Source organism: Streptomyces fumanus, assembly GCF_014655295.1.
Lineage (GTDB): Bacteria > Actinomycetota > Actinomycetes > Streptomycetales > Streptomycetaceae > Streptomyces > Streptomyces fumanus.
On sequence record NZ_BNBI01000004.1, the window covers coordinates 441,317 to 461,878 of the forward strand.

The window sequence follows — 20,562 nt, forward strand, 5'->3', positions numbered from 1 at the left end:
CACCGTCCGAGAAGAGGCCCCCCTGTGATCTTCGACAAGCTGCTGAGCCTGCCCGGCGACGCCGATCCCTGGATCGTCGACCACCAGCCGATCATCGTCGCCGCCGAGGACGAGCGGATCCCGCCCGGCGACGTCGCCGACGCGGCCGCCCGCACCGCCACCGCCCTGCGCGCGCACGGCATCGTCCCCGGCGAACGCTGCATCGTCTGGCTGGAGTCGCCGACCGACATCATCGTCGCCTACGCCGCGCTGACCGCGCTCGACGCCGTCCCCATCCTGCTCAGCCCCACCCTGCCCGGCCCGGTCGCCGCCTCCATGGTGCGCGGCGTCGACGGCATCACCGCCGTCATCGCCGCCGACGAGCTGCTCGCCACCGCCCGGGAGGCGTTCCCCGGCCTCGGCCGCGTCGTCGACTGGCGCGAACTGGCCGCCGAACTGCCCCGCCACCGCCGGCTTTCCCGGCGCCGCGAGACCGCCACCGACGCCCCCTACGTCGTCGTCCACACCTCCGGCACCACCGGCACCCCCAAGCTCGCCGAGTGCTCCAGCGCCAGCATCCGCTTCAACGCCCGGGTGCAGGCGGTCATCCACTTCCTGTCCCGCCTCGACGGCCACCTCGCCCTGGTCATCTCCCCGGTGCACGGCCGCACCGTGGTCGGCATCCTCGCCGCCCTGATGCGCAAGGCCCCGCTGATGCTGCTCCAGGACGACTCCCCGGAGAACGTGGACCGGATGCTCAAGCGGCACCGCCCGGTCTACCTGGAGACCCACCCGAACACCTTCCGCGCCTGGCAGCACCTGGCCCCGGGCGGCGCCTTCCGCTCGGTCCGCTTCTTCGGCGCCGGCTTCGACGTCATCCACCCCGACACCGTCGACGCCCTGCTGCGCGGCTCCGACCACCGCTTCGCCGTGTGCGTCGAGGTCTACGGGCAGAACGAGACCGGCCCGATCGCCATCCGCAGCCACCTCAAGGGCCTCCAGCGGCCCCTGCGCACCCTGCGCCGGCTGCGCAGCTCCCGGCTGCTGCGCGGCCACCCGGCCGGCGCGCACTTCCCGTTCTGCCGGATCCGCATCGTCGACGACTCCGGCCGCACCGTGCCGGCCGGCACCCCCGGACGCATGGTCGTCAAGACCCCCGGCGTCTTCTCCGGGTACATCAACCGCCCGGACCTCATGTCCAAGAACTTCCCCGACAACCGCTGGTGGGACACCGGCGACTGGGGCACCAAGTCCCGCACCGGCCGCATCACCCTGATCGACCGCCAGGTCGACAAGGTCTCCGGCGCCATCAGCGGCATCGGCATCGAGGACATCCTGCTGGAACGCTTCCCCGAGTTCCTGGAACTGGTCGTCCTGGAACGGGAGGGCCGCCTCCAGCCGGTCCTCTCGCTGCGCCCCGGCACCGAGTTCCGCAAGCAGGCATGGGAAGCCGCGGTGCGCCGGCTGCCGCCCATGACCGAACCCGTCGTCATCCCCGACGAGGACTTCCCCCGGACCGTCACCGGCAAGATCCAGCGCGACCAGCTCAAGCGGGCGCTGGCCGGCCGTGACCTGTCCATACGCCAGTGAGGGAGCGATCAGCATGACCGCCACCAGCGCCTCGCGGGCCGGCCGGAGCCCGCTCACCACCAAGGCCCTCGGCTACGCCCGGCTCGGCAAGGCGCGGATCTACCACCACGCCTACGGCTGGATCCTCGCCCTGCTCCTGCTGCGGCTGGACGGCCACGTCGGCGGTGACACGGCGGCCGCGCTCGCCCTGACCCTGCTGATGGTGCTGGCCACCCAGTGGGCGGGCGGCGCGGCCGACGACCTCGGCGGCTACCGCGACGGCAGCGACGCCCGCAACTACGCGGGCCGCCCCGCCACCACCGTCGCCAAGAAACCCCTGCTCACCGGGGCGCTGACCGAGTCGGAGGCGGTGCGCTTCGGCATCGTCATGTGGGTGATCGCGGTGGCCGCGGGACTCGCCGCCGTGGCCACCCTGGACGGCACCGCCCCGCCGGCCGCCGTGCTGGTGATGCTCGTGGGCCAGATCGCCTCGGTGCAGTACTCGATCGGCCTGAAGCTCAGCTACCTGCCGGGCGGCCTCGAAGTCACCATCTTCTACGTCATCGGCTGCATCGGCCTGGTGCCGTACTGGCTGATCGCCGGCCACGTCACCGCGGAGGCCCTGCTCACCGCCGCCCTGGTGGGCGTCTGGTTCCTGCTGATCGTCTCCTACGGCAACGCCTCGGACCGGGTGGGCGACTCCGAGGTCTCCCGGCACACCCTGGCCGTGCTGCTGCCGATGGGGGCGTTCAAGGTCTACCTGGCCCTGCTCTTCGCCCTCAGCGTCACCCTGCTGGCGCTGCTGTTCACCACCACCCGCTTCGACCTGGCGCTCGGTCTGACCGCGGTACCGGTCGTCGTCCTGCACGCCGTGCAGCTCTACTACGGCGCGGGCAAGGAGGAGTGGCGCAAGGCCAGGTTCATCGGGCTCAGCTCGGTCGACCTGGGCTGCCTCGGACTGGCGCTCGCCTTCCTGCTGGCCTGATGCCCGACGCCCGGGGCGCCGGGTCCCGGCGCCCGCGGGAGACACCCGAACGATCGAAGGGAGGGCGGCGCACGTGCCGCGTCTGCTGAGCAAGGAATGGTGGGAACAACGGGTCCTGCGCATGTACGACTCCTGGCGCGACCCGGTGACCTGGCACGTCACCGCGACCCCCGACGGCCCGGGCGACCTGCGGCAGTTCCGGCGCCGCCGGTTCGCGCTGCTGGTGACCTACAAGCGCAACGGCGACGCCGTGCCCTCGGCCATGTGGTTCGGGCTCCACGACGGCCGGGCCTACCTGCGCACCGGGCTGAACTCCTGGAAGGTGCGGCGCATGCGGAACAACCCGCAGGTGCTGTTCGCGCCGTCCAACATCCGGGGCAAGCCCAAGGGCGCGGTCATCGAGTGCACGGCCCGCATCCTGCCCGACGAGGAGAAGCCCCGCGCCGCGCGGATCATCGCGGACGCCTACGGCGCGGGCCGCAAGCTGTACGACCGCACGGTCGCTACGGTGTACGAGGAGGCCGCCTACATCGAGATCACGCCCAACGCCCTGCTGGAGGCGGAGGCACGGGCGAAGGCCGCCAAGGGACCGGCCACCGGCCGCGGGCCGGGTGCCCAGCCGGCCCGCGACTGAGCCGGCCCCGCGCACGGGCGGGCCCGGGGGACCATCCCCCGGGCCCGCCCGCGTCCGTACCCGCCCGAGCGCCCGTACGGAGACCTGGCGGCCCCCGGGCGAGTGCCGACGGGCGCGCCCCCTCACCCGTCGCCGGCGTCCTCGCGCAGCCCGACCTTGGCGTGCAGCGCCCGCAGCGGCCTCGGCGCCCACCAGTTGCCCTTGCCGACCAGCCGCATGAACGCCGGGACCAGGGCGCCCCGCACCAGCGTGGCGTCCATCAGCACGGCCAGCGCCAGCCCGATGCCGATCGCCTTCATGTAGACGATGCCGGACATCAGGAACCCCAGGAACACGATGGCGATCAGCAGCGCCGCCGCGGAGATCAGCGAGCCGGTGCGGGCCAGCCCGCGGGCGACCGCCGCCTCGTTGTCGCCGGTGCGGTCGTACTCCTCCTTGATGCGGGAGAGCAGGAACACCTCGTAGTCCATCGACAGCCCGAACGCGATGCAGAACAGCAGCACCGGCACGGTCCAGGTGATCGAGTCGGTGACCACGAAGTCGCCGACCACGCCGTCCAGGTGCCCATCCTGGAACCCCCACACCAGCACGCCGAGCGTGGCGCTCAGACTCAGGCAGTTGAGCACCAGGGCCTTCAGCGGCAGCAGCAGGCTCCCGGTGAACAGGAACAGCACCACGAAGGAGCTGGCCGCGATCACCCCCAGGGCGAGCGGCAGCCGCGCGTTCATCGAGTCGATGGAGTCGGTCAGTTCGGCCGCCGGCCCGCCCACCCGCACGTCGTACGGTGCCGGGCTGTCCCGCAGCCGCTCCACCAGCTCACGGCCCTCCTGCGACAGCGACTGGTCGCGCGGCACCACCGACAGGTACGTGCTGTCCTCGGCGCCGAAGCGCTCCGCGTACGGCGTCGGCGGCTGCACCAGCCGCCCCGCCGCGAAGGTCCCGGCCTCGCTGTCCACCCGGGCCACCCCCTCCAGTTGGGACAACCGCTCGGCGTACGGGGCCACGTCGCGCTCGCCGCGCGCCGGAGTGTCGCTGAGCACCACGTTGAGCGCCTGCGTCTCCTGGGCCCGGAAGGCGCCGCGGATCTCGTTGCCCACCTGCCGCGACTGACTGCCGGACGGCAGCACCCGCTCGTCGGGCAGGCTCAGCCGCAGATCGAGGAAGGGCGCCCCGAGCAGCAGCAGCACCGCCGTCACGGCACCCGCGACCAGCAGCGGCACCCGCATCACCCCGACGGCCAGCTTGTGCCAGAACCGCTCGCCGTCGCCGGCCGTCCCCGGCTGCGCCGACCGGCGCCGGCCCACCAGCCGCCCCTTCTCGATCCGGTGGTCCAGCACCTTCAGCAGGGCGGGCAGGAAGGTCAGCGAGGACAGCGCCGCCAGCAGCGCCGTCGGGATCCCGGCGTAGGCGAACGAACGCAGGAAGTAGAAGGGGAACACCAGCAGCGCGCCCAGCGCCAGCGTGACCGTCACCGCGGAGAACAGCACCGTGCGGCCGGCCGTGCGCAGGGTCCGCGCGATCGCCTCGTCGGTCCCCGCCCCCCGGCCCCGTTCCTCGCGGTACCGCTTGACCAGGATCAGGCTGTAGTCGATCGCCAGCCCCAGCCCGAGACCGGTGGCGACATTGCTCGCCAGCGCCGACACCTCGGTGAACAGCGTCAGCACCCGCAGCACCATCAGCACCGACAGGATCGTCAGCGCGCTCACCAGCAGCGGCACCAGGGCGGCCACCACACCGCGGAACACGAACAGCATCACGATCAGCAGCACCGGGAAGGTGACCGCCTCGATCTTGACCAGGTCGGTCTCGGTGGTCTCCGACATCTCCTTGTCGGCCAGCGCGTTGCCGCCCACCCGCACGTCCAGCCCCTGCGGCCGGTGCTCGTAGCGGCTCTCCAGCCGGGCGAAGGTCTCCTGGACCTGGTCCTCGTCCCCGGAGATCCGGGCCATCAGCAGCGCCTTGTCACCGTCCCGGGAGCGCAGCGGCTCGGCCCGGCCCAGCGACCAGTAGGAGACGGCCTGTTCCACCCCGCGCTCCCGGGCGACCTGCTCGGTCAGCCGGGCCCCCGCGGCGGCCACGGCGGGGGAGTCCACGCCCCGTTCGTCGGAGACCAGCAGGACCAGATCCGGGGCGCCCGCCCGGAAGGTGTCGTCCATCACCCGCGCGGTCCGCGCCGACTCCGTGGAGCCGTCGACGAACCCCCCGGCGGACAGTTCCTTGAACACGCCCCCGCCGACCGCACCCGCGATCACCAGCAGCGCACCGGACAGGTACAGCACGAGTTTGCCCCGGCGACAGGTGAACCGGGCCAGTGCGGCGAACAAGCGGCTAACCCCTCTCCCGCTGCGGCCCACCGGACCTGCCGGACCTGCCGGACTTCGAGAGGTTCACCCGCAGCGCGCGCAGCAGTGTGGACGGCGCCGACAGCGCACTGGGATGCGTGCGCATGTACGTCACCGAGTTGAACCGTACCGCCACCTCACGGTCGGTGATGGAGGCATTCGCTATCTGCTCGGCGAACCACTTCGTGACGCGGTAGCCCCGCGGGTAGGGGCCGTGCACGTCCGGCCGCGCCAGGTCCGCCGCGGTCGACACCTGCCAAGCGGCGTCCACCACGACCCGCTGGGCCGCGAAGAAGTCCCGGGCGGGCTGCCGCAGGTCCGGCGCCGACCGCAGGTACCGCGAGAGCGCGGACGCCTGCAGGGCCGCCGAGGACATGCCCTGCCCGTAGATCGGGTTGAACGAGGCCACCGCGTCCCCGACGCTGATCAGCCGGGCCGGCAGCCGCTTCAGCAGGTGGAACTCGCGGCGGCGGCTGTCGGCCTGGTGGTAGGTGGAGATCTCGCCGAGCTGCTCGCCGGTGACCGCCTCCCGGTACACCGGCGGCAGTTCGCCGCACAGCTCGCGGAACTCCGCGACGTCCCGGATGGGCGGCTGCTTGCCGTAGTTGGCCAGCGTGATCAGCCAGCGGTCGTCCTCGATGGAGGTGATGGCACCGCTGGCCACCCGCGGCGGCACCGCGGTGGGGGTGCGGTAGGCGATGGCCGCCGCCAGCTCCGGATCGCTCTGCGTGCGCCGGAAGTACCCGGTGGCGTAGTCGATGCCGATCAGCATCCGCCGCATCGCGGGCCGCTCCCAGCCGCCCTTCTCCAGCCAGTCGCCGAGCTTGCTCGCCCGCCCCATGGCGTCGACGACGAAGTCGGCCTCCTCCACCCACTCCTGCCCGCCCGCGTCCTCGCCGGCGGCCGGACCGCAGCGCACCCCGGTCACGGCGTCCCCGCGGAACTCCAGCCCCTTGGCCCGGCAGGTCAGCACCTTCACGTTGGGCAGCGCCAGTGTACGGCGGCGCACCAGCGCCTCCAGGAACGGCCGGCTGCACGACAGCAGCCCCATCCGCCCGTCACTGACCTTCGGCACCCCGTCGGCGTAGGCCCGGATGTTGTACGGCGAGGAGATGACCGCGCCCAGCGCCTCCGCGTCCGCCTCGAACCCCGGGAACATGCGCCGCAGTTGCACCCGCCCCCCGTGCATCAGCGTGTGCAACTGCCCGTCGTGCGGTGTGCCCGGGCGGGACGCCACGCCCTCGGGCAGGTCGTCCCGTTCGATGATGACGACGCTCTCCGCGTGGTCCGAGAGCACCCGCGCGGCCAGCAGGCCCGCCATGCTCCCGCCGAGCACCACGGCCCGGCCGAGCACGACCTCGGCCTGGGCGAGGGGCTCGTCGGTACTGAGTTGGGCGAAGACGCGAGCGGGTGACTCCAACACGAGGCCCTCCAGACCGGTGTACCTGCATCGTCCAGTCACTGCGGGGAGGGCACGGACCCGGTCCGACGAGGGGCGTCCCACCCCGGCACCCCATGCTTCACGGCCCCCGTGACCATCGCAAGTACCCACTCGCATGCGCCAGTTGCCCACCCGTTGCGCCCGCACCCCGGTACGCCGTACCGTGCCAGAGCGCCGCCCCCGCCGGGGGACGAGGCGGTAGCCTGCCGCGCAGCCGCCGTCCCTGAGCACGATGCCGGCTCACGGGGTCGCGGGTCGACCGGACGCGGCAGTCGACGGCCGCGGTGAGACTCACCGGCGAGACCACCCCCGACCGTCGCGGAACCTGACCCGGTACCGAGCACGAACCACCGGAACAAACGCTCAGCCGGCTGCCGGTGGGGAAAATGCGGTGCGTGCCGGCACCACGCTGGTCAGACTCGCTGACATGACTGAGAAGATCACTCGCATCAATCCCGAGCATCTGCATGAGACACCCGGCTACCACCACATCACCGTGGTGGAGACAGGCCGTACCGCCTATCTGGCAGGGCAGTGCCCGCTTGATCGCAACGGTGACCTCGTCGGTGTCGGATCCCTCGAGACACAGGTCGACCAGGTCGTCGCAAACGCGCTCGCTGCCCTGGCAGCGGTGAGTGCCCGGCCTGAACATGTGGTGCGGTCGGTGATCTACGTGCGGAGCGATGAGAGGGACGTTCTCGGAGCCGCATGGCGTCGACTCACCGAGTCCGCCCTGAGTCCGGCGTTCACTACCGCCAGCACACTCTTGGGCGTTGCCCAGCTAGGCTTTCAGGGACAGCTCGTCGAGGTGGACCTCACCGTGGCGCTGCCTGACTGACTTCGAACGACGCGTCGACTGGACAGCCCATGCCGGTCGCCGCCCACATGGAGTCCGTGCCCGGCCACGAAGACGAGCGGCTGCGGCGGCAGCTCACCAGGGAACCGGGCCGTGCTCGTCGAAGAAGCCGCCGGTCGGCCCGTCATCGGGCAGCGTGGCGAGCCGGACGACCACGACCGCCCCGTCGGCCGCGGTGCGGGTGAGGCCGGGGAACGCGGTGGTGAAGTCGGTCGCACACGGCCCCGGATCGGCGGCGTTGACCAGGATGTTGCGGCTGCGCAGTTCCTTGGCGTACTGGACGGTCAGCGAGTTGAGTGCGGTCTTGGACGGGACGTACGCGACCAACGGGGGCCGGGTGGTGAAGTAGTCCTCGGGATCGGTCATCCGGGCGATGGAGCCCAGTCCACTGCTGACATTGACGATCCGGGCGGCGGGGGAGCGGGTGAGCAGCGGCAGCATCGTGGTGGTCACGCTGATCACGCCGAACACGTTGGTCTCGAACACCTCGCGTACAGCGGTCAGTTCGGCACTGGCAGGGCTCTGGGCGGCGAGGTCGCCGGAGATGCCGGCGTTGTTGACCAGGACGTCCAGCCGGCCGAAGCGCTCCTCGATCCAGCGGGCGGCGGACAGGACGCTGGCGTGGTCGGTGACGTCCAGGGTGACCGGGTACACCCGCGGGCCCAGTTCGGCTGCGGCCGCCGCACCGCGGTGCGGGTCGCGCGAGGCCAGCAGGACGTTCATGCCGAGCGAGGCGAGCCGGGCCGCGACCTCGCGCCCGATGCCCTTGTTGGCGCCGGTGACCAGGGCAGTGGTGGTTTCTGTCATGCGTTCAGCCCACCACGGGGGCGGCCGGGAGATCCAACACCGACCAGGTACGCAGCGATACCGTGAGGGTATGGAAAGTCTGGAGGTCCGCGAGCTGGTCTACTTCACCGCTGTCGCCGAGGAACTGCACTTCGGTCGGGCGGCCGCCCGGCTGGGGATGACCCAACCGCCGCTCTCCCGTGCCATTCAGCAGCTCGAACGACGGCTGGGTGTAGCCCTGCTGCAACGCGGCAGCCGCCGGGTCGCACTGACCGAGGCGGGGGCCGTCCTGCTCCGCGAAAGCCGTACGGTGCTCGACGCCGCGTCGGCCGCGGCGCGCCGCACCCAGCGGGCCGGCCGCACCGACCCGCATCTGGTCCTGGTCATCAAGCCGGGCGGCGACGGCGGCCTGCTGCCCGCGATCCTCGACGCCTATCAGGCCGAGCCGGGTGCGCTGCCGGTCGAGCTGGTGTGCAGCTTCGGCGAGCGTGAGACCCTCCTGCGGGAGGGCCGTGCCGACGCCGCCCTGCTTCACCGCCCCCACCCCGACCTCACCGGCCTGGACACCCAGGACCTCCTGACCGAGACCCAACTTCTCGTGATACCCCGTTCGCATCGCCTCGCGGGCCGCACCCGGGTCAGCCTGAACGACCTAGCCGGGGAGCCCCTGCCGCGCTGGCCGGGCACACCTGAGGGCGGCTCACACGGACCCGAGGTCCACGACCTCGGGCAGCTTCTCCACCTCATCGCCTTGCGCCGCATGGTCGCCGTCCTCCCCTCCTCCATCCGCAACCAGCTCCGCGACGACCTGGTCGCTGTCCCCGTCGACGATGCCGAGCCCACCACGCTCGTCCTGGCCTGGCCCGAGCGCGCCACCTCCCCAGCCCTGGCCGCCTTCGTCCGCGCGGCCGCCGCCGTGGCGGCCAAGGCGACGGGCCACGACGGGTAGAACGGGAAGGCACGCGGGGTGGGAGACGCCCTCGCCCCTGCCCGCAGGCATGCGACCACTCCAGGACGCCCTCACGGCCACCGTCGAGCCGAACCAAGCCACTAGCTGATCCGCTCCCTCGTACGTGCCCCGGTCCTTCCCGGCGACCGGTCGGGGACTGCTTCGGTTCGACAGGTCGGCGCCCTGCTCGCGCTGGCCCTGCCCACCTCCGCCGGGGCCACCACACACGACGGGGCGCCGGCGGCCCGGCCGGTGCCGGTGACGTCCTCGTAGTCGTCGGTGAAGGTGTTCTCGTACGCCCCCCGGTCTCCGGGCCGGAGAGCGGGGCGACCGGGACGACGGTGCGCTTCATCGGCGTCGACGAGCAGCTCGGGCATCCGCGGTTCGGCGCCGGCGCGTCTGTGAGGACGGTGTGAGGTGGCGGGGCCGGCTCAGGGTGTGATGACGAGCTTGCCGCCTTTGGAACCAGTGCGGCGCTCGAACTCCGCGAGGGCCGGGATGGCACTGTCGAGTGGCACCACGCCGGCAACGGGGATCCGAAGGAATCCCTGTTCGGCAGCCCGCACCATCTGCTCGACATCGGCCCGGTCCGGGTTGGCGACCAGCACCTCGTAGGGCCCCGGCAGGGCGGCTCGTACGAATTTCGCCGGCGCGGGCCGGATGTCGACGATGTGGCCGCCTGGCTTGACCATCGTTTTGGCCGATTTGAGCGGCAACTGGCCCGAGGTGTCGAGAATGACGTCGAACTGCCGGGCGTAGCGGCTCGGATCGAAGTCGAACTCGACGATCGGAGAGAGCCCGAGGCCGTGAGCCTCCTGAACGGCGGTGTCACGGCAACTGCCGCCGACCGAGGCACCCAGCATCTTGGCGAGTTGGACGGCCGACCGGCCGACCGCGCCGAGCGCACCGGCGACGAAGACGGATTGCCCGGCCTTCAGCCGGCCGTTCTTGGTCAGCGCCAGGTACGCGGTGATGGCGGGCGTCGGGAGTGCGGCGGCCTCGTCCCATGACAGGTTCCTCGGCTTGCGCACGACCGACTTCTCCTCGACGAGGACCACCTCGGCAAACGCCCCGGCCGCCTTGATGCCCGCCGCCCCGATGACCTCGTCACCGGGGCGAACCTGGGTGACACCGTCGCCGACCGCCTCGACGATGCCCGCGAAGTCGTGCCGCAGTGCTCGAGGGAACTTGCGGCCGGTGACCAGTTTCAGTCTGCCCTGGCGGATGCCGATGTCCATCGGGTTGAGGGCCGCCGCCTTGACACGGACCAGGACCTCGCCTCTGCCGGGCCGAGCCGGCTGGAACTCCTCCAGTCGCATGACGTCGGGGCCGCCGTACTCGTGGTACTGGATGCGCTTCATGTCGCCGTCCTCCCCTGTTGATGTCCCTCAGTGACATCAAACTAGCGGCAGTACTGCGCCATGGCCATCGTCGACAACGTGATTAATGTCTCTGAGAGACATGGCTAGTGCGCGGCATTGAGTGCCCGTAGCGCGGCCGTCGTCTCGGTGATAATCAGCGGCAGGGACCGTGTCTCGCCGTCGGCCAGCCACTGCGTGAACGCCGTCCTGAAGATGAGGACGCCGGACTCGGCCGCGAGGGTGGCCGCGAGATCGGGGACGCCCCGTTCCCGCATCGCGTCGCCGACGCTGCGGGCGAGGACGGCGAACTTCTGGCGCTCTCGCTCCAGCAGCGCCGGCTCCGCATCGATGATCGCCTGACGCGCCCGCGCCTGCTCTCTCGGCAGATGCGTGAAGGTGTCGGCCGCGCGGGCCAGCGCCAGCCCGATGAGCCCCATCGGTGACTCGCCGGGGGGCGCCTCGGTCACCCCGGCGACCAGATCGGCTTCGATGCGGTCCTGACCGGCGAAGAAAACGTCCCTCTTGTCAGGGAAATGCCGGAAGAAAGTCCGGCGGTTCAGTCCGACGGCTTCCGCGATCTCCGCTGCCGTCGTCCGCTCGAAACCCTGCCGAGTGACCAGTTCCAGCGCCGCGTTCTGCAGGCGCGCCTGTGCGTCAGGTTCCCATCGAGCCACGTATTCCTCCACCCGACTTTGATGGCACTCCGAGACATCGTACGTCGGATCAAGATGTCCGCAGGTGAGCGCGTGCGGCACGAGGCCGGGCGGTGGGGTGCACGCGGCACCGAGTGTCGTTGGCACCTGACCCCGGGCGGACGGTGCCGGTATCAGCCAGGCACCGAGGTGGGCGCCCGTCCGGCCGTCACACGTCGCCGGAGCTATTCTGCAGCAGCCATGACACGACGGCTCGTACGGCACCCGAGACCGCCGCACCGAGCAGAGCGAGCGCTGCCTTGAGCGTGTACCTGCGGTTCATGGTCGTTCCCTTTCCGATGCGGGCGCGGGCCCGGAGCTGACCGGTGACGACCACGACTCTCCGGGCACCGGGCGGTGTTGCTCCAGGAGCTACGCGTTGTGAATCCTGTGGGACACGGCGCCGGCACGGCCGGGGGAGAGGGGAGCGGGGACGAGTGGAGCGTCAGGTACCGGCGGACGAGGAGTCCGGCGCGACGGTGCCGGGTGAACTGCTTCCGCACGACGACACGACGGATCGCGTCGGCGCGAGCATCGGCCTGCGCCCCCTCACGGCGGATCTCGGCCCCGAACGCCGCGCCCTGGCGATCGAGCTGCGCCGGTCCTTCACCGTCCTCGGGCTGTCTGTGCGCGCCTACGCCGCCGCACGGCATCACAGCGCCAGCAGCGTTAGCCGCTATCTGAGTGGTGAGACCGTCGCACCGGACCACTTCGTCGCCACGCTGATGGACGACGTCGGCCGGACACTGGGCCGCCCGATGTCGGTTCAGGCCCGCGCCCGGATGACCGGCCTGCAACGGACGGCGCTACGAGCGACGGACAGCCGTTCCTGGAAGGTGCAGGACCTCGAGGACCGACTCGCCGCTGCCCTGCAGGACGCCCAGGTCGCCAGGACCCAGGCCGACGCGGTGGCCACGCTGCTGCGTCTGGAGCGGGAACGGGCCGCGGGGCTGGAAGCGGAGCGGCAGGAACTCGCCGTGGCCGTGGCCGCCCATCAGGCGGAGGACACCGAGGTCGAGGTGGTGCGGGCGGAGCAACACCGGGTGCGCGCCGAGCGTGACGCACTGCTCCGCCGGGTCGCCGACCTGGAGGCCGCCCTCGATGCGGCCGAGCAATGTGTCGCGCGCACCGAGCAGCGCTGCGCGCGGAGGGAACGCGAACTCCTCGCCGCCGAGGCGGAGGCCGCCGCCGGACAGGACCGCGACCGGCAACGGCAGGAGGCCGGACACGTCCGGCTGCGCGCCGCCGCCGTACGGGACCGGGAAGCGGCGCCCGCGACGTCGTACGCGACCGGACGCGGTCTGGAAATGGCTCCTGCCGTCACCATCGTCGACGGCGACCCCGACCGGGGCTGGGCCGAGGAACTGAGCTCCACCTTCCAGACGCAGGGGCACTTCGTCACGGTCGTGCCGTGGAACCCGAGGGTGAAACGGAACCCCGGGCCGTTGCTGGAGCAGGTGATGGCAAGGCAGCCCGGACCGGTACTGCTGCTGCTGAACGCCATGCACCTCACCAGGGCGGAGATCACGGACGATCACTGGGACCAGGTCTTGTCCCGGTTCACCGCCGAGCAGCGCGTCCGTCTCGCTGTCGTGTGGGTAGGGCCCTCCGATTCCCTCCCCGCGCCCCTCGAGGCCCTGCGCGCGTGCCAGTTGACGGACGATCTCGCCAGGGACGATGTCCAGGCACGCGTACGAGCGCTCCTCGACCGGTCCGGGCAGGGCGCTTTCCGCGCGACCCCGCGCGTGTGGGGCGGCGTGCCGAACCGGAACGCCGCCTTCACCGGGCGCGATGCGCTCCTCGGCAACACCCGCCGGCTGCTCCGGGAGGCGCGCGTGGTCACGCTGTACGGCATGCCGGGCATCGGCAAGACGCAGATGGCCACTGAGTACGCCCACCGTTTCAGCGGCGAGTACGACATCGTGTGGTGGATCCCTGCGGGGCCGGGCAGCGCCGTGGGGCAGGGGTTCGCCGGACTCGCCCGGGCCCTCGCCCTCCGCGCCGGCGTGCGGTTCACCACGCAGGTGGCCGCCGCCCGGGACGCGCTGCGCGGCGGCGTGCCGTACCGGCGCTGGCTGCTGGTGCTGGACGGTGCGGACGAACCGGACGAGGTAGCGGGCATGGTGCCGGAGGGCCCCGGCCACGTACTGATCACCTCACGCAACCCGGAGTGGAGCGAGCACGGCAGCACCCTGCTGGACGTGTGCGGGTACAAGCGTGACGAGTCCGTGGCCTTCCTTCATCACCGGGCCCCGCACCTGCCCGGCACCGAGGCGGACAGGCTGGCCGACGCGGTGGGGGATCTGCCACTGCTGCTCGACCAGGCCGCCCTCCGGCTCCAGGAGTCGGGCCTGCCGGACGAGGAAAGCACGGAGCTCCTCGGTACCACGCTCGACCTCGGTGACCTGCCCGTCTCCTCCGGCTACCCGGTGCCCTTCGTCACCTTGTGGTCAGAAGTGCTGGACAGGCTCCGCACCACGGCCCCCGAAGCCCACGACCTGCTGCGCCTGTGCGCGTTCTTCGCTCCCGGCCCCGTCCCCGTGCATCTCCTCGATCAGATGCCCCGCCGCGAGCTGCCCGGAGGGATCGCCGCCCTGCTCGACGAACCGCGCCGGTGGAACAGGGCCGTCCACGCGCTGCGCCGGTGCTCCGCGGTCCGTACGGAGCCCGACGACACGACCGGCCGGACGATGTCCCTGCACCCCGTGGTGCAGCGCATCGTGCGCGACGCGATGCCGGAGGCGGAGCGGGACGGGCTCGCCGGCGTGGCACGGCGCGCGCTCGCTGCGGCGGACCCCGGCGAGCCCGCGGACATCACGACGTGGCCGCGGTACGCGGATGTCCTGCCCCATCTGCGCCACGCGGACGCTCACCTCGGCGACGGCTCCGACGAGCGGCGGCTGATCCGCAACTGCCTCGTCAACCTGAGACTGTCGGGGCGGTGGGCGGCCGGCGTCGAACTCGGCGAACAGGCCCTGCAGGCCCTGCGCGACCGAACCGGCGGCGATGACGATCCGGCCGTCTGGAACCTCATTCACCAGTACACGCCCTTGCTGTGCGCCCTCGGCGACTACCGCAGGGCCGAGGAGCTCGACCGCGCCGCCGCGGAGAGCGCCGCCCGCGTCGCGGGACTCCAGGACCCACGGTACGTCCAGGCGACGGCCCGCGTGAGCGCCGCTCTCCTCGGCAGCGGGGCCTACAGCGACGCCGTCCCCGGGCTGACGGCCGCAGCGGAGACTTTTGCCAGGCTCTTCGGCGAGACCGATCTCCGGACGGTGGACGCCCAGCTCCGCCTCGCTGTGGCGTACCGCGTGCTCGGCGACTACGGACGGGCCCTCCGACTGGACGGGAAATGCGTCGACGTGTACCGGCGGCAGGTGGGCCGGCACGACATGAGCTGCCTGGTGGCGGAGACGCACTACGCCGTCGACCTGCGGCTGCTGGGCCAGTACCCCGAGGCGACCTCCGTCCAGCGCCCAGTCGTGGATGCCGCCCGTCACCTCCTGGGCCGGGACCACCCCGTGACGCTGCGCGCCGAACACTCCCTCGGCCTGTGCCTGCTGGAGCAGGGGGACCGGACCGCAGCGGGTGGCCTGATGGCCGGCGCGCTGAGACGGGCCCGGGACACCGTGGGCGAGCAGAGCCCACTGGCGCTGGTGTTCGCGTCCAGCCTGAGCTGCTTCCAGCGGGCGTACGGCGACCTCGACATGGCCGCCGAACTGAGTGCCCGGGTCGTTGCCCACTGTGAGGCGCGGTTCGACGAGGGTCATCCCTGGATCGCCGGAGCCCGCGCCAACCACGGGCTCGTTCTGCTGGCGAGCGCAGACCTCACCAGGGCGCGGGCCCTGCTCGAGCAGGCGCTGAAGGACATGCGCGCAGCGGTGGGCGAGGACCATCCCTGGACGCTGGGCTGCGCGGTCGGCACTTCAGTGGTGCGCGACGAACTGGGGCGGAAAGAAGCCGCCGTCGCCCTGAGCCAGGACACCGCCGACCGGGCCGTCACGCTCCTGGGCAGCGGCCATCCGCTGAGCCTGCAGGCGCGCCTGGCCCACGCCGCCACGCTGCGCTCGTCTTCGCCAGGTGCGCCGAGTCACCAGCTCGAGAGGGAGACGCTCGCGGATCTCGCGGCCCTGTGGGGAGCCGACGACGAGCGGACCCTCGCCGCTCGCCGACGGGCCCGGGCGTACTGGAACTTCGAGCCGCAAGTCGTCTGAGGGCATGCGGGTGTCAGTTGGCGGTGACAGGACCGAGCCGGCGGAGCGCACGGTCGACTGCAAGATCACCGCAGGATCACAGAGCATTCCGACGGCATCGAGCGGGACGCGACGTCGTCGGTGACCCTGACCGAGCGGAGACATCAGCCACCGCGGCCAGGAGGGGGCGTGCCGTGGAAGCCGACCGCACCGGCCCGGTTCCGTACCCCTGCGCGTACGGGACCGGACCTCGCTGAGCGTGCCCGGACTCATGGGCTGTGTTTCTCGAGGTAGATGGAGGTGAACACGGCGACCTTGGCGCGCAGGGCCCAGGGGTCGAAGGGCTTGCTGATGTAGTCGACAGCGCCGGCCGCGTATCCCCGCGCGGAGTGTTCCGAGTCCACGCCCATGGCGGTCAGGAAGATGATGGGGACGTCCCGGGTCCGGGGCCGGCGCTTGATGTGGGCACAGGTCTCGTAGCCATCCATCTCCGGCATCTGTACGTCCATGATGATGACGGCGAAGTCGTCGTGGTCGAGCAACGCCTTGAGCGCCTCCCGGCCGGATGAGACGGTCACGAGCTCCTGGTCGAGCGTCGCGAGAACCGCGGTCATGGCGAGCAGGTTGTCCGGCTGGTCGTCCACGACGAGGATCTTGGGCATGCTCTGCGGCATGGCGGGCAGCCCGGCCGCCGTGGTTGCCTGCTCGACGGCGGCCAGTTGGCGTTCGAGCAGATCGCAGCGGCCCTCCGCCTCGGCACGTTGGGCCTGCGCCTCCCGAAGGTCCGAGCCGAGCCGCTCGACTTCCTGCTGGAGTTCGTCGCGTTCGGCGATGAGATCGGACACGTCCGGATGCGCCGACGCCAGTTCGTCCGCCCGTTTCTGTGCCGCGATGCGGTCGGCCTTCAAATGGTTGAGCCGTGTTTCGAGGTCGGCGATCCGCTGCGTCCGGTCCAGCAGAGCGTCGCCCAGGACATCACCGCGGACGCTGGAGCGCCGGGAGACCCGGTCGGCGTCGGCCAGTTGCTGCTCCAGGATCTCCACCGCGTGCTTGGGGGAGGAGGCCGCGTCCACGGCCGTTCCGTACAGACCGCGTACCAGTTCGATGGCCTCCGTGGTGACCGCCGTCCCGCGGTACTCGGCCACGTCCGCGAAAAGGTCGCTGATCACTTGCCAGGGAGGTAACCGGGTGCCGTTCAGGTAGCGCGAGACGGTGCCCGGGTCGAGCCTGCGCCGTGCCGCGTACCGCCGGACGGAGACCTGTAGTCCTTCGAACAGTTCTCGCAGAGCCTGGGCGAGTGCGCGTGAGGCGTCGTTGAGGTCGTCCCCCAGAGGCCGCAGCTCAGCCATTGTTCTCTCCCTCTCCGGCGCCGGGGTCCGAAGGCCCCGCGGGTCCGATCGCGGTGGCCTCGGAGTCGATGAGACGGTTGAAGAACGGGACCGCCAGCCCCGCGGCGGCGAGCCCCGCGAGCAGGCTGCGCGGCGTGTTGTCCCCCGCCAGTGCCGTCAGCCCGCCAGCGGCCGCGCCGGCCAGCACGGCGAGGAGGAACACCAGCGTCGATCTCAGCGACAGCAGAGAACGGTCCACCACACACTCCATTCGTTCGACTGCGGAACCTGTTCACCCTCCCAGCGGATTGTGGAAGGGGGGCATCCAGAATGAACGAACCTCAGGGTGTTGCGGCCGGCGATCGGGGAAAGTGAGCGCTGCGGGGTTCCGCTGCAACGACCCGCCACTCCGTTCATAGGACGTACCGGCTGGTCACGGAGCCGCTGTGATCGCACGTTGCCGAGTGTTGCTCTGCAACGCTGCTGAAGTCCGGCAACGCGGCGGGAGTCTCGACTTCACCCGAACGGTGACCGGTGCGGCATCCGATCGGAACGACTCACGCCGTCGGCGGCCGGGCGGAGGGTGCGGCACGGTCGACGCACCGGTCCAGGGTGTCCTCACCTCTTCATCGGTTCGAGATGCCTGACCGGTTCCACGCCTCGCACGAACGACCGCCCACCGAAGAGTGCCCATGGGCAACACGGTGAACGGTCGCTTCCGCTATCGCGGACTCAGGTGCGGGACAGCACGTTGAGCTGCCCCGGGAAATCGGTCCCGAAGCAGCTCCCGTGTCAATTGGTGCGTGCGGGGACCTGCTTCATGTCGTCGACCACGGCTCGCTGCAGGACAGCGCTGGTGAAGAGTACGGTTCCGGGCTTGATGAGCTTTTCGGGACCGCTGGCCTTGCTCACCTGGACGGACCGCTGGCCCAGGAAGACATGGGTGTGCTTGTCGAAGATCCATTCCTCGCGCTGGCCGCTTGTCTCGTCCAGCCGGGCGATCGCCACGCCACGCCGGCCGACCGCGTCGACGGCGTCGTTCACGGCGACGACGCCGGGAATCTTGGCCGCGGTCTTGAACAGCGCCTTGGCGAGGTCGGCTGGGGGGTAACTCTCGCCGAGCAGGTCGCCGATCGTGGCGAACGCCTCCTGCTCGGGTGAGTTGCCGTGCCCCTTGGTCTCCTTGTAGATCTTCGCAAGAAGGGTGTCGGGGTCGGTGGGCAGCTTGGTGAGGTAGTCGTAAGAAGGGTGATTCAGGCTGGCGACGGGTGTGTTGCCCTGCTCGTCGGGAAGGCTGAGGGTTTCCCCTTCGGACCTGTCGTTGACTGCGGGGTCGATCAGCCACCCCTTCGTACCGTCGGGGGAGTACCACACCTGGCGCTTGTGCAGGGCGTGGCTGGCGAGGCTGCTCTTGTCGTCGACGGTCTTGACGAACGTGTCGGCCACCTTCGACTCGATGTACACGTACTGGCCCGCCTCGACGGTGGGGTGGTCGTCCTTCGCCGCCACAAGGGAGACCTGGTCGAGCAGACGGCTCACCCCGTTCGGGCTGGCGGTACCGATCTGCGTGGTCAGGACCGGCCCGGTGGCGAGCTGGCGGCCTCCGTCCCCGTTCCCGTCCCCGCCGGTCATCGCTGTCCCGGCGATGACGGCCGCGGCCACGGCGGCGGCCAGGGCCGGCAGGGCGATCGCCGGGCGGACCGGCCGGAGCCGGCGCGTCCTCGCGGGACTCGGGGAGGTCTCCCGCGTGCGCTGTGCCTGCTCGATTCGTGCCATCAGAAGCTCCTTGTGGTACTCGTGACGGCCCACCGGCAGGTCGCGCGATATCTGGAACAGCAGCGTTGCGGCTTCCTCGGAATCACCCGGGCGGGGCCGGGGCATGTTCGCGCTCATCGGTTTCCTTCCTGTGCGGGCCGGACGGTGGTGATCCAATCACCTGTTATCTGTCGGCCGGCCGGTTCGACTTCCCGTCCTCCGCGGACTTCTTCGGATCGGTCCGCCGGACCGGTGTGCGTCGCGTGAGGAAGCGGGCCGCCCCGGGTGTCGATGGCATCCGTCGCCGGAGCAGCGGGCTGCAGCAGTTCGACGTCCGCGAGGGAGCGCAGCTTCTTACGGGCCCGGAACAACCGGGAGGCGACCGTGCCCACCGGGATGTCCAGCACCTTCGCCGCGGACTCGTAGTCCAGTCCTTCTCCCACGCACAGCGCGATGACCTCACGTTCGGGTCTGCGCAGCCTGGCGAGCGCTCGGAGGGCCACGGCCAGCCTGCGCTGGTCGTCGACCTGCTCGGTCACCTCCTCCGCGTGATCCGGCACGTTCAGTTCGGCGGCAGCGGTGGCGAGCACCGCCCGTCGGTAACGCCGGTTGCTCCGGTACTGGTTTCGCGCCGTGTTGGTGGCGATGCCCAGCAGCCAGGGCCGCAGTGAGCCGCCTTCCGCGTCGATCCTGTGACGCAGCCGCCACGCCTCCATGAAGGTGGTGGCCATGACGTCCTCGGCCGTCGACCAGTCGGCGGTCAGACGGAAAGCGTGGTTGTACACGGCACGTGCGTAACTGTCGAACAACTCGGCGAATGCGGCCGGTTCCCCCGCCCGTAGCCGGGAGCGCATGTCAATGCTCATTTCTGGGACCTGTCGGATTCGCGGCTCCACTTCCCGTGACCTGCGTCACGTTCAGGGCGCGGTACGGTACGCGGCGGCCGGACGACGTACGGCATGCCGCGTTGTGGAAAAGGGTGTCCGCGCACCGCACGGCCCGGTCACCGGCCGTGGCCCGGCGCTGCAACGCCCGGTTGAGCTTCTTCGTCACATCGCGCAGGAAAGCGAAGTCACCCCTGGCGAACGGAACCTCCGCGCAGCCGACACCAGTGTCGGGGAAGAGGGCAGGGTGCCGACCACGATCACGTCGGCGTCGGGACTGAGCCGTCTGATGTCGGCAAGAGCGTCACGGACACGGCCCTCGGCACTGTTCCCGCGGTGGTGCGGTCGCCCGTGGCGTCCGTGACTCCGGGAAGTCCGGCGCCGAGGCTAGGAGTCACCGAGGGCTACGTAGTCCGGGCCGTCCGTCGAGGACGCGGCCGGCGTCCGGGCGAAGGCGGAGGGGGCAACTCCGGGCCGCAGCGCGGCCCCGGCCACGGTGATCGCGGCGAGGGTTCGGTATGCGGGCGGCAACCGGTGGGTGAATGGCGTCATGACGCCTCCTGGTGGTGTGGACGGTGGGGGCAGCGTCACGGCCCGGGCCGACCGAGGGTGTTGCCATCGCCGTACGGGCCAGTCCCTGGCATACGGCGTGCTCCTGCTCGCTGACAACGGTCATGTGCTGGGCCCGGTTCACCGGCAGCCGGGCATCAGGAGCGCAGATGCCCCCTCCTGTCCCATCGGACGTGGCAGCAGCCGCCACGACGGGCGGGCCGGTACGGCGGCCCCTCGTCCTGCTCGCGGTTCCCAT

16 protein-coding genes are annotated in these 20,562 nt (G+C 71.2%); 6 read left to right on the forward strand and 10 right to left on the reverse strand.

What is annotated here, in order from left to right:
• Positions 1-24: 24 nt before the first annotated feature.
• From IE316_RS11385 to IE316_RS11395, 3 genes are all read left to right on the forward strand, one after another.
• Positions 25-1,569, forward strand: a complete 1,545-nt coding sequence (locus IE316_RS11385; protein WP_190204099.1) for a class I adenylate-forming enzyme family protein — start codon at positions 25-27, stop codon at positions 1,567-1,569.
• Positions 1,570-1,582: 13 nt separating this feature from the next.
• Positions 1,583-2,533, forward strand: coding sequence for a UbiA family prenyltransferase (locus IE316_RS11390; RefSeq protein ID WP_190204100.1), 951 nt, complete (start codon positions 1,583-1,585; stop codon positions 2,531-2,533).
• 73 nt (positions 2,534-2,606) lie between these two features.
• Positions 2,607-3,167: a PPOX class F420-dependent oxidoreductase gene (locus IE316_RS11395; RefSeq protein WP_190204101.1), complete on the forward strand. Its 561-nt coding sequence runs from the start codon at positions 2,607-2,609 to the stop codon at positions 3,165-3,167.
• Positions 3,168-3,289: 122 nt separating this feature from the next.
• Here IE316_RS11395 and IE316_RS11400 read toward each other — a convergent pair whose 3' ends face one another.
• Positions 3,290-5,491, reverse strand: coding sequence for an MMPL family transporter (locus IE316_RS11400; RefSeq protein WP_190204102.1), 2,202 nt, complete (start codon positions 5,489-5,491; stop codon positions 3,290-3,292).
• 4 nt (positions 5,492-5,495) lie between these two features.
• Positions 5,496-6,932 (reverse strand): FAD-dependent oxidoreductase, encoded by a 1,437-nt coding sequence (locus tag IE316_RS11405; RefSeq protein WP_190204103.1) that lies wholly within the window; start codon positions 6,930-6,932, stop codon positions 5,496-5,498.
• Between the two features lie 445 nt (positions 6,933-7,377).
• On the opposite strand from IE316_RS11405, the gene IE316_RS11410 reads away from it, so the two are divergent.
• Entirely contained in the window at positions 7,378-7,788 is a 411-nt protein-coding gene (locus tag IE316_RS11410) for a RidA family protein (protein WP_190204104.1), read from the forward strand.
• A gap of 93 nt (positions 7,789-7,881) precedes the next feature.
• On the opposite strand, the gene IE316_RS11415 is transcribed toward IE316_RS11410, so the two are convergent.
• The gene (locus tag IE316_RS11415) at positions 7,882-8,613 is read right to left on the reverse strand and encodes an SDR family oxidoreductase (protein ID WP_190204105.1); all 732 of its coding nucleotides are present in this window, start codon (positions 8,611-8,613) and stop codon (positions 7,882-7,884) included.
• 70 nt (positions 8,614-8,683) lie between these two features.
• Between IE316_RS11415 and IE316_RS11420 the strand changes: the two genes are divergently transcribed.
• Positions 8,684-9,541 carry a LysR family transcriptional regulator gene (locus tag IE316_RS11420; RefSeq protein ID WP_190204106.1) on the forward strand — a complete coding sequence of 286 codons (858 nt, stop codon included), beginning with the start codon at positions 8,684-8,686 and terminating at the stop codon, positions 9,539-9,541.
• 431 nt (positions 9,542-9,972) lie between these two features.
• Here the strand turns inward: IE316_RS11420 and IE316_RS11425 are convergent, their stop codons facing one another.
• Together IE316_RS11425 and IE316_RS11430 are read right to left on the reverse strand one after the other, a co-directional pair.
• On the reverse strand, positions 9,973-10,902 hold the full coding sequence (locus IE316_RS11425; RefSeq protein WP_190204107.1) for an NADP-dependent oxidoreductase: 930 nt from the start codon (positions 10,900-10,902) through the stop codon (positions 9,973-9,975).
• A 104-nt stretch (positions 10,903-11,006) separates the two neighbouring features.
• Complete coding sequence (locus IE316_RS11430) at positions 11,007-11,588, reverse strand: TetR family transcriptional regulator (RefSeq protein ID WP_229910335.1); 582 nt, start codon at positions 11,586-11,588, stop codon at positions 11,007-11,009.
• A 443-nt stretch (positions 11,589-12,031) separates the two neighbouring features.
• Between IE316_RS11430 and fxsT the strand changes: the two genes are divergently transcribed.
• Entirely contained in the window at positions 12,032-15,808 is a 3,777-nt protein-coding gene (gene fxsT / locus IE316_RS11435) for an FxSxx-COOH system tetratricopeptide repeat protein (protein WP_190204108.1), read from the forward strand.
• Positions 15,809-16,056: 248 nt separating this feature from the next.
• On the opposite strand, the gene IE316_RS11440 is transcribed toward fxsT, so the two are convergent.
• From IE316_RS11440 to IE316_RS11460, 5 genes are all read right to left on the reverse strand, one after another.
• Positions 16,057-17,136 (reverse strand): response regulator, encoded by a 1,080-nt coding sequence (locus IE316_RS11440; RefSeq protein ID WP_190204109.1) that lies wholly within the window; start codon positions 17,134-17,136, stop codon positions 16,057-16,059.
• Complete coding sequence (locus tag IE316_RS11445; protein ID WP_229910336.1) at positions 17,129-17,374, reverse strand: hypothetical protein; 246 nt, start codon at positions 17,372-17,374, stop codon at positions 17,129-17,131. The genes IE316_RS11440 and IE316_RS11445 overlap by 8 nt, the downstream gene beginning before the upstream one ends.
• Before the next feature lie 533 nt (positions 17,375-17,907).
• Positions 17,908-19,008: a CU044_5270 family protein gene (locus IE316_RS11450; protein ID WP_190204111.1), complete on the reverse strand. Its 1,101-nt coding sequence runs from the start codon at positions 19,006-19,008 to the stop codon at positions 17,908-17,910.
• Complete coding sequence (locus IE316_RS11455; RefSeq protein WP_373311160.1) at positions 19,005-19,724, reverse strand: RNA polymerase sigma factor; 720 nt, start codon at positions 19,722-19,724, stop codon at positions 19,005-19,007. Before IE316_RS11455 ends, IE316_RS11450 begins: the two co-directional genes overlap by 4 nt.
• Positions 19,725-20,141: 417 nt before the next feature.
• On the reverse strand, positions 20,142-20,306 hold the full coding sequence (locus IE316_RS11460) for a hypothetical protein (RefSeq protein ID WP_190204113.1): 165 nt from the start codon (positions 20,304-20,306) through the stop codon (positions 20,142-20,144).
• Between the last annotated feature and the right edge of the window lie 256 nt (positions 20,307-20,562).

Bases quoted from the DNA above. Each gene is read 5' to 3' on its own strand.
- IE316_RS11390 (WP_190204100.1), top strand. From the start codon at position 1,583: ATGACCGCCACCAGCGCCTCGCGGGCCGGCCGGAGCCCGCTCACCACC.
- IE316_RS11440 (WP_190204109.1), bottom strand. From the start codon at position 17,136: ATGGCTGAGCTGCGGCCTCTGGGGGACGACCTCAACGACGCCTCACGC.
- IE316_RS11410 (WP_190204104.1), top strand. From the start codon at position 7,378: ATGACTGAGAAGATCACTCGCATCAATCCCGAGCATCTGCATGAGACA.
- IE316_RS11420 (WP_190204106.1), top strand. From the start codon at position 8,684: ATGGAAAGTCTGGAGGTCCGCGAGCTGGTCTACTTCACCGCTGTCGCC.
- IE316_RS11415 (WP_190204105.1), bottom strand. From the start codon at position 8,613: ATGACAGAAACCACCACTGCCCTGGTCACCGGCGCCAACAAGGGCATC.
- IE316_RS11460 (WP_190204113.1), bottom strand. From the start codon at position 20,306: ATGACGCCATTCACCCACCGGTTGCCGCCCGCATACCGAACCCTCGCC.
- IE316_RS11450 (WP_190204111.1), bottom strand. From the start codon at position 19,008: ATGAGCGCGAACATGCCCCGGCCCCGCCCGGGTGATTCCGAGGAAGCC.
- IE316_RS11425 (WP_190204107.1), bottom strand. From the start codon at position 10,902: ATGAAGCGCATCCAGTACCACGAGTACGGCGGCCCCGACGTCATGCGA.
- IE316_RS11455 (WP_373311160.1), bottom strand. From the start codon at position 19,724: ATGCGCTCCCGGCTACGGGCGGGGGAACCGGCCGCATTCGCCGAGTTG.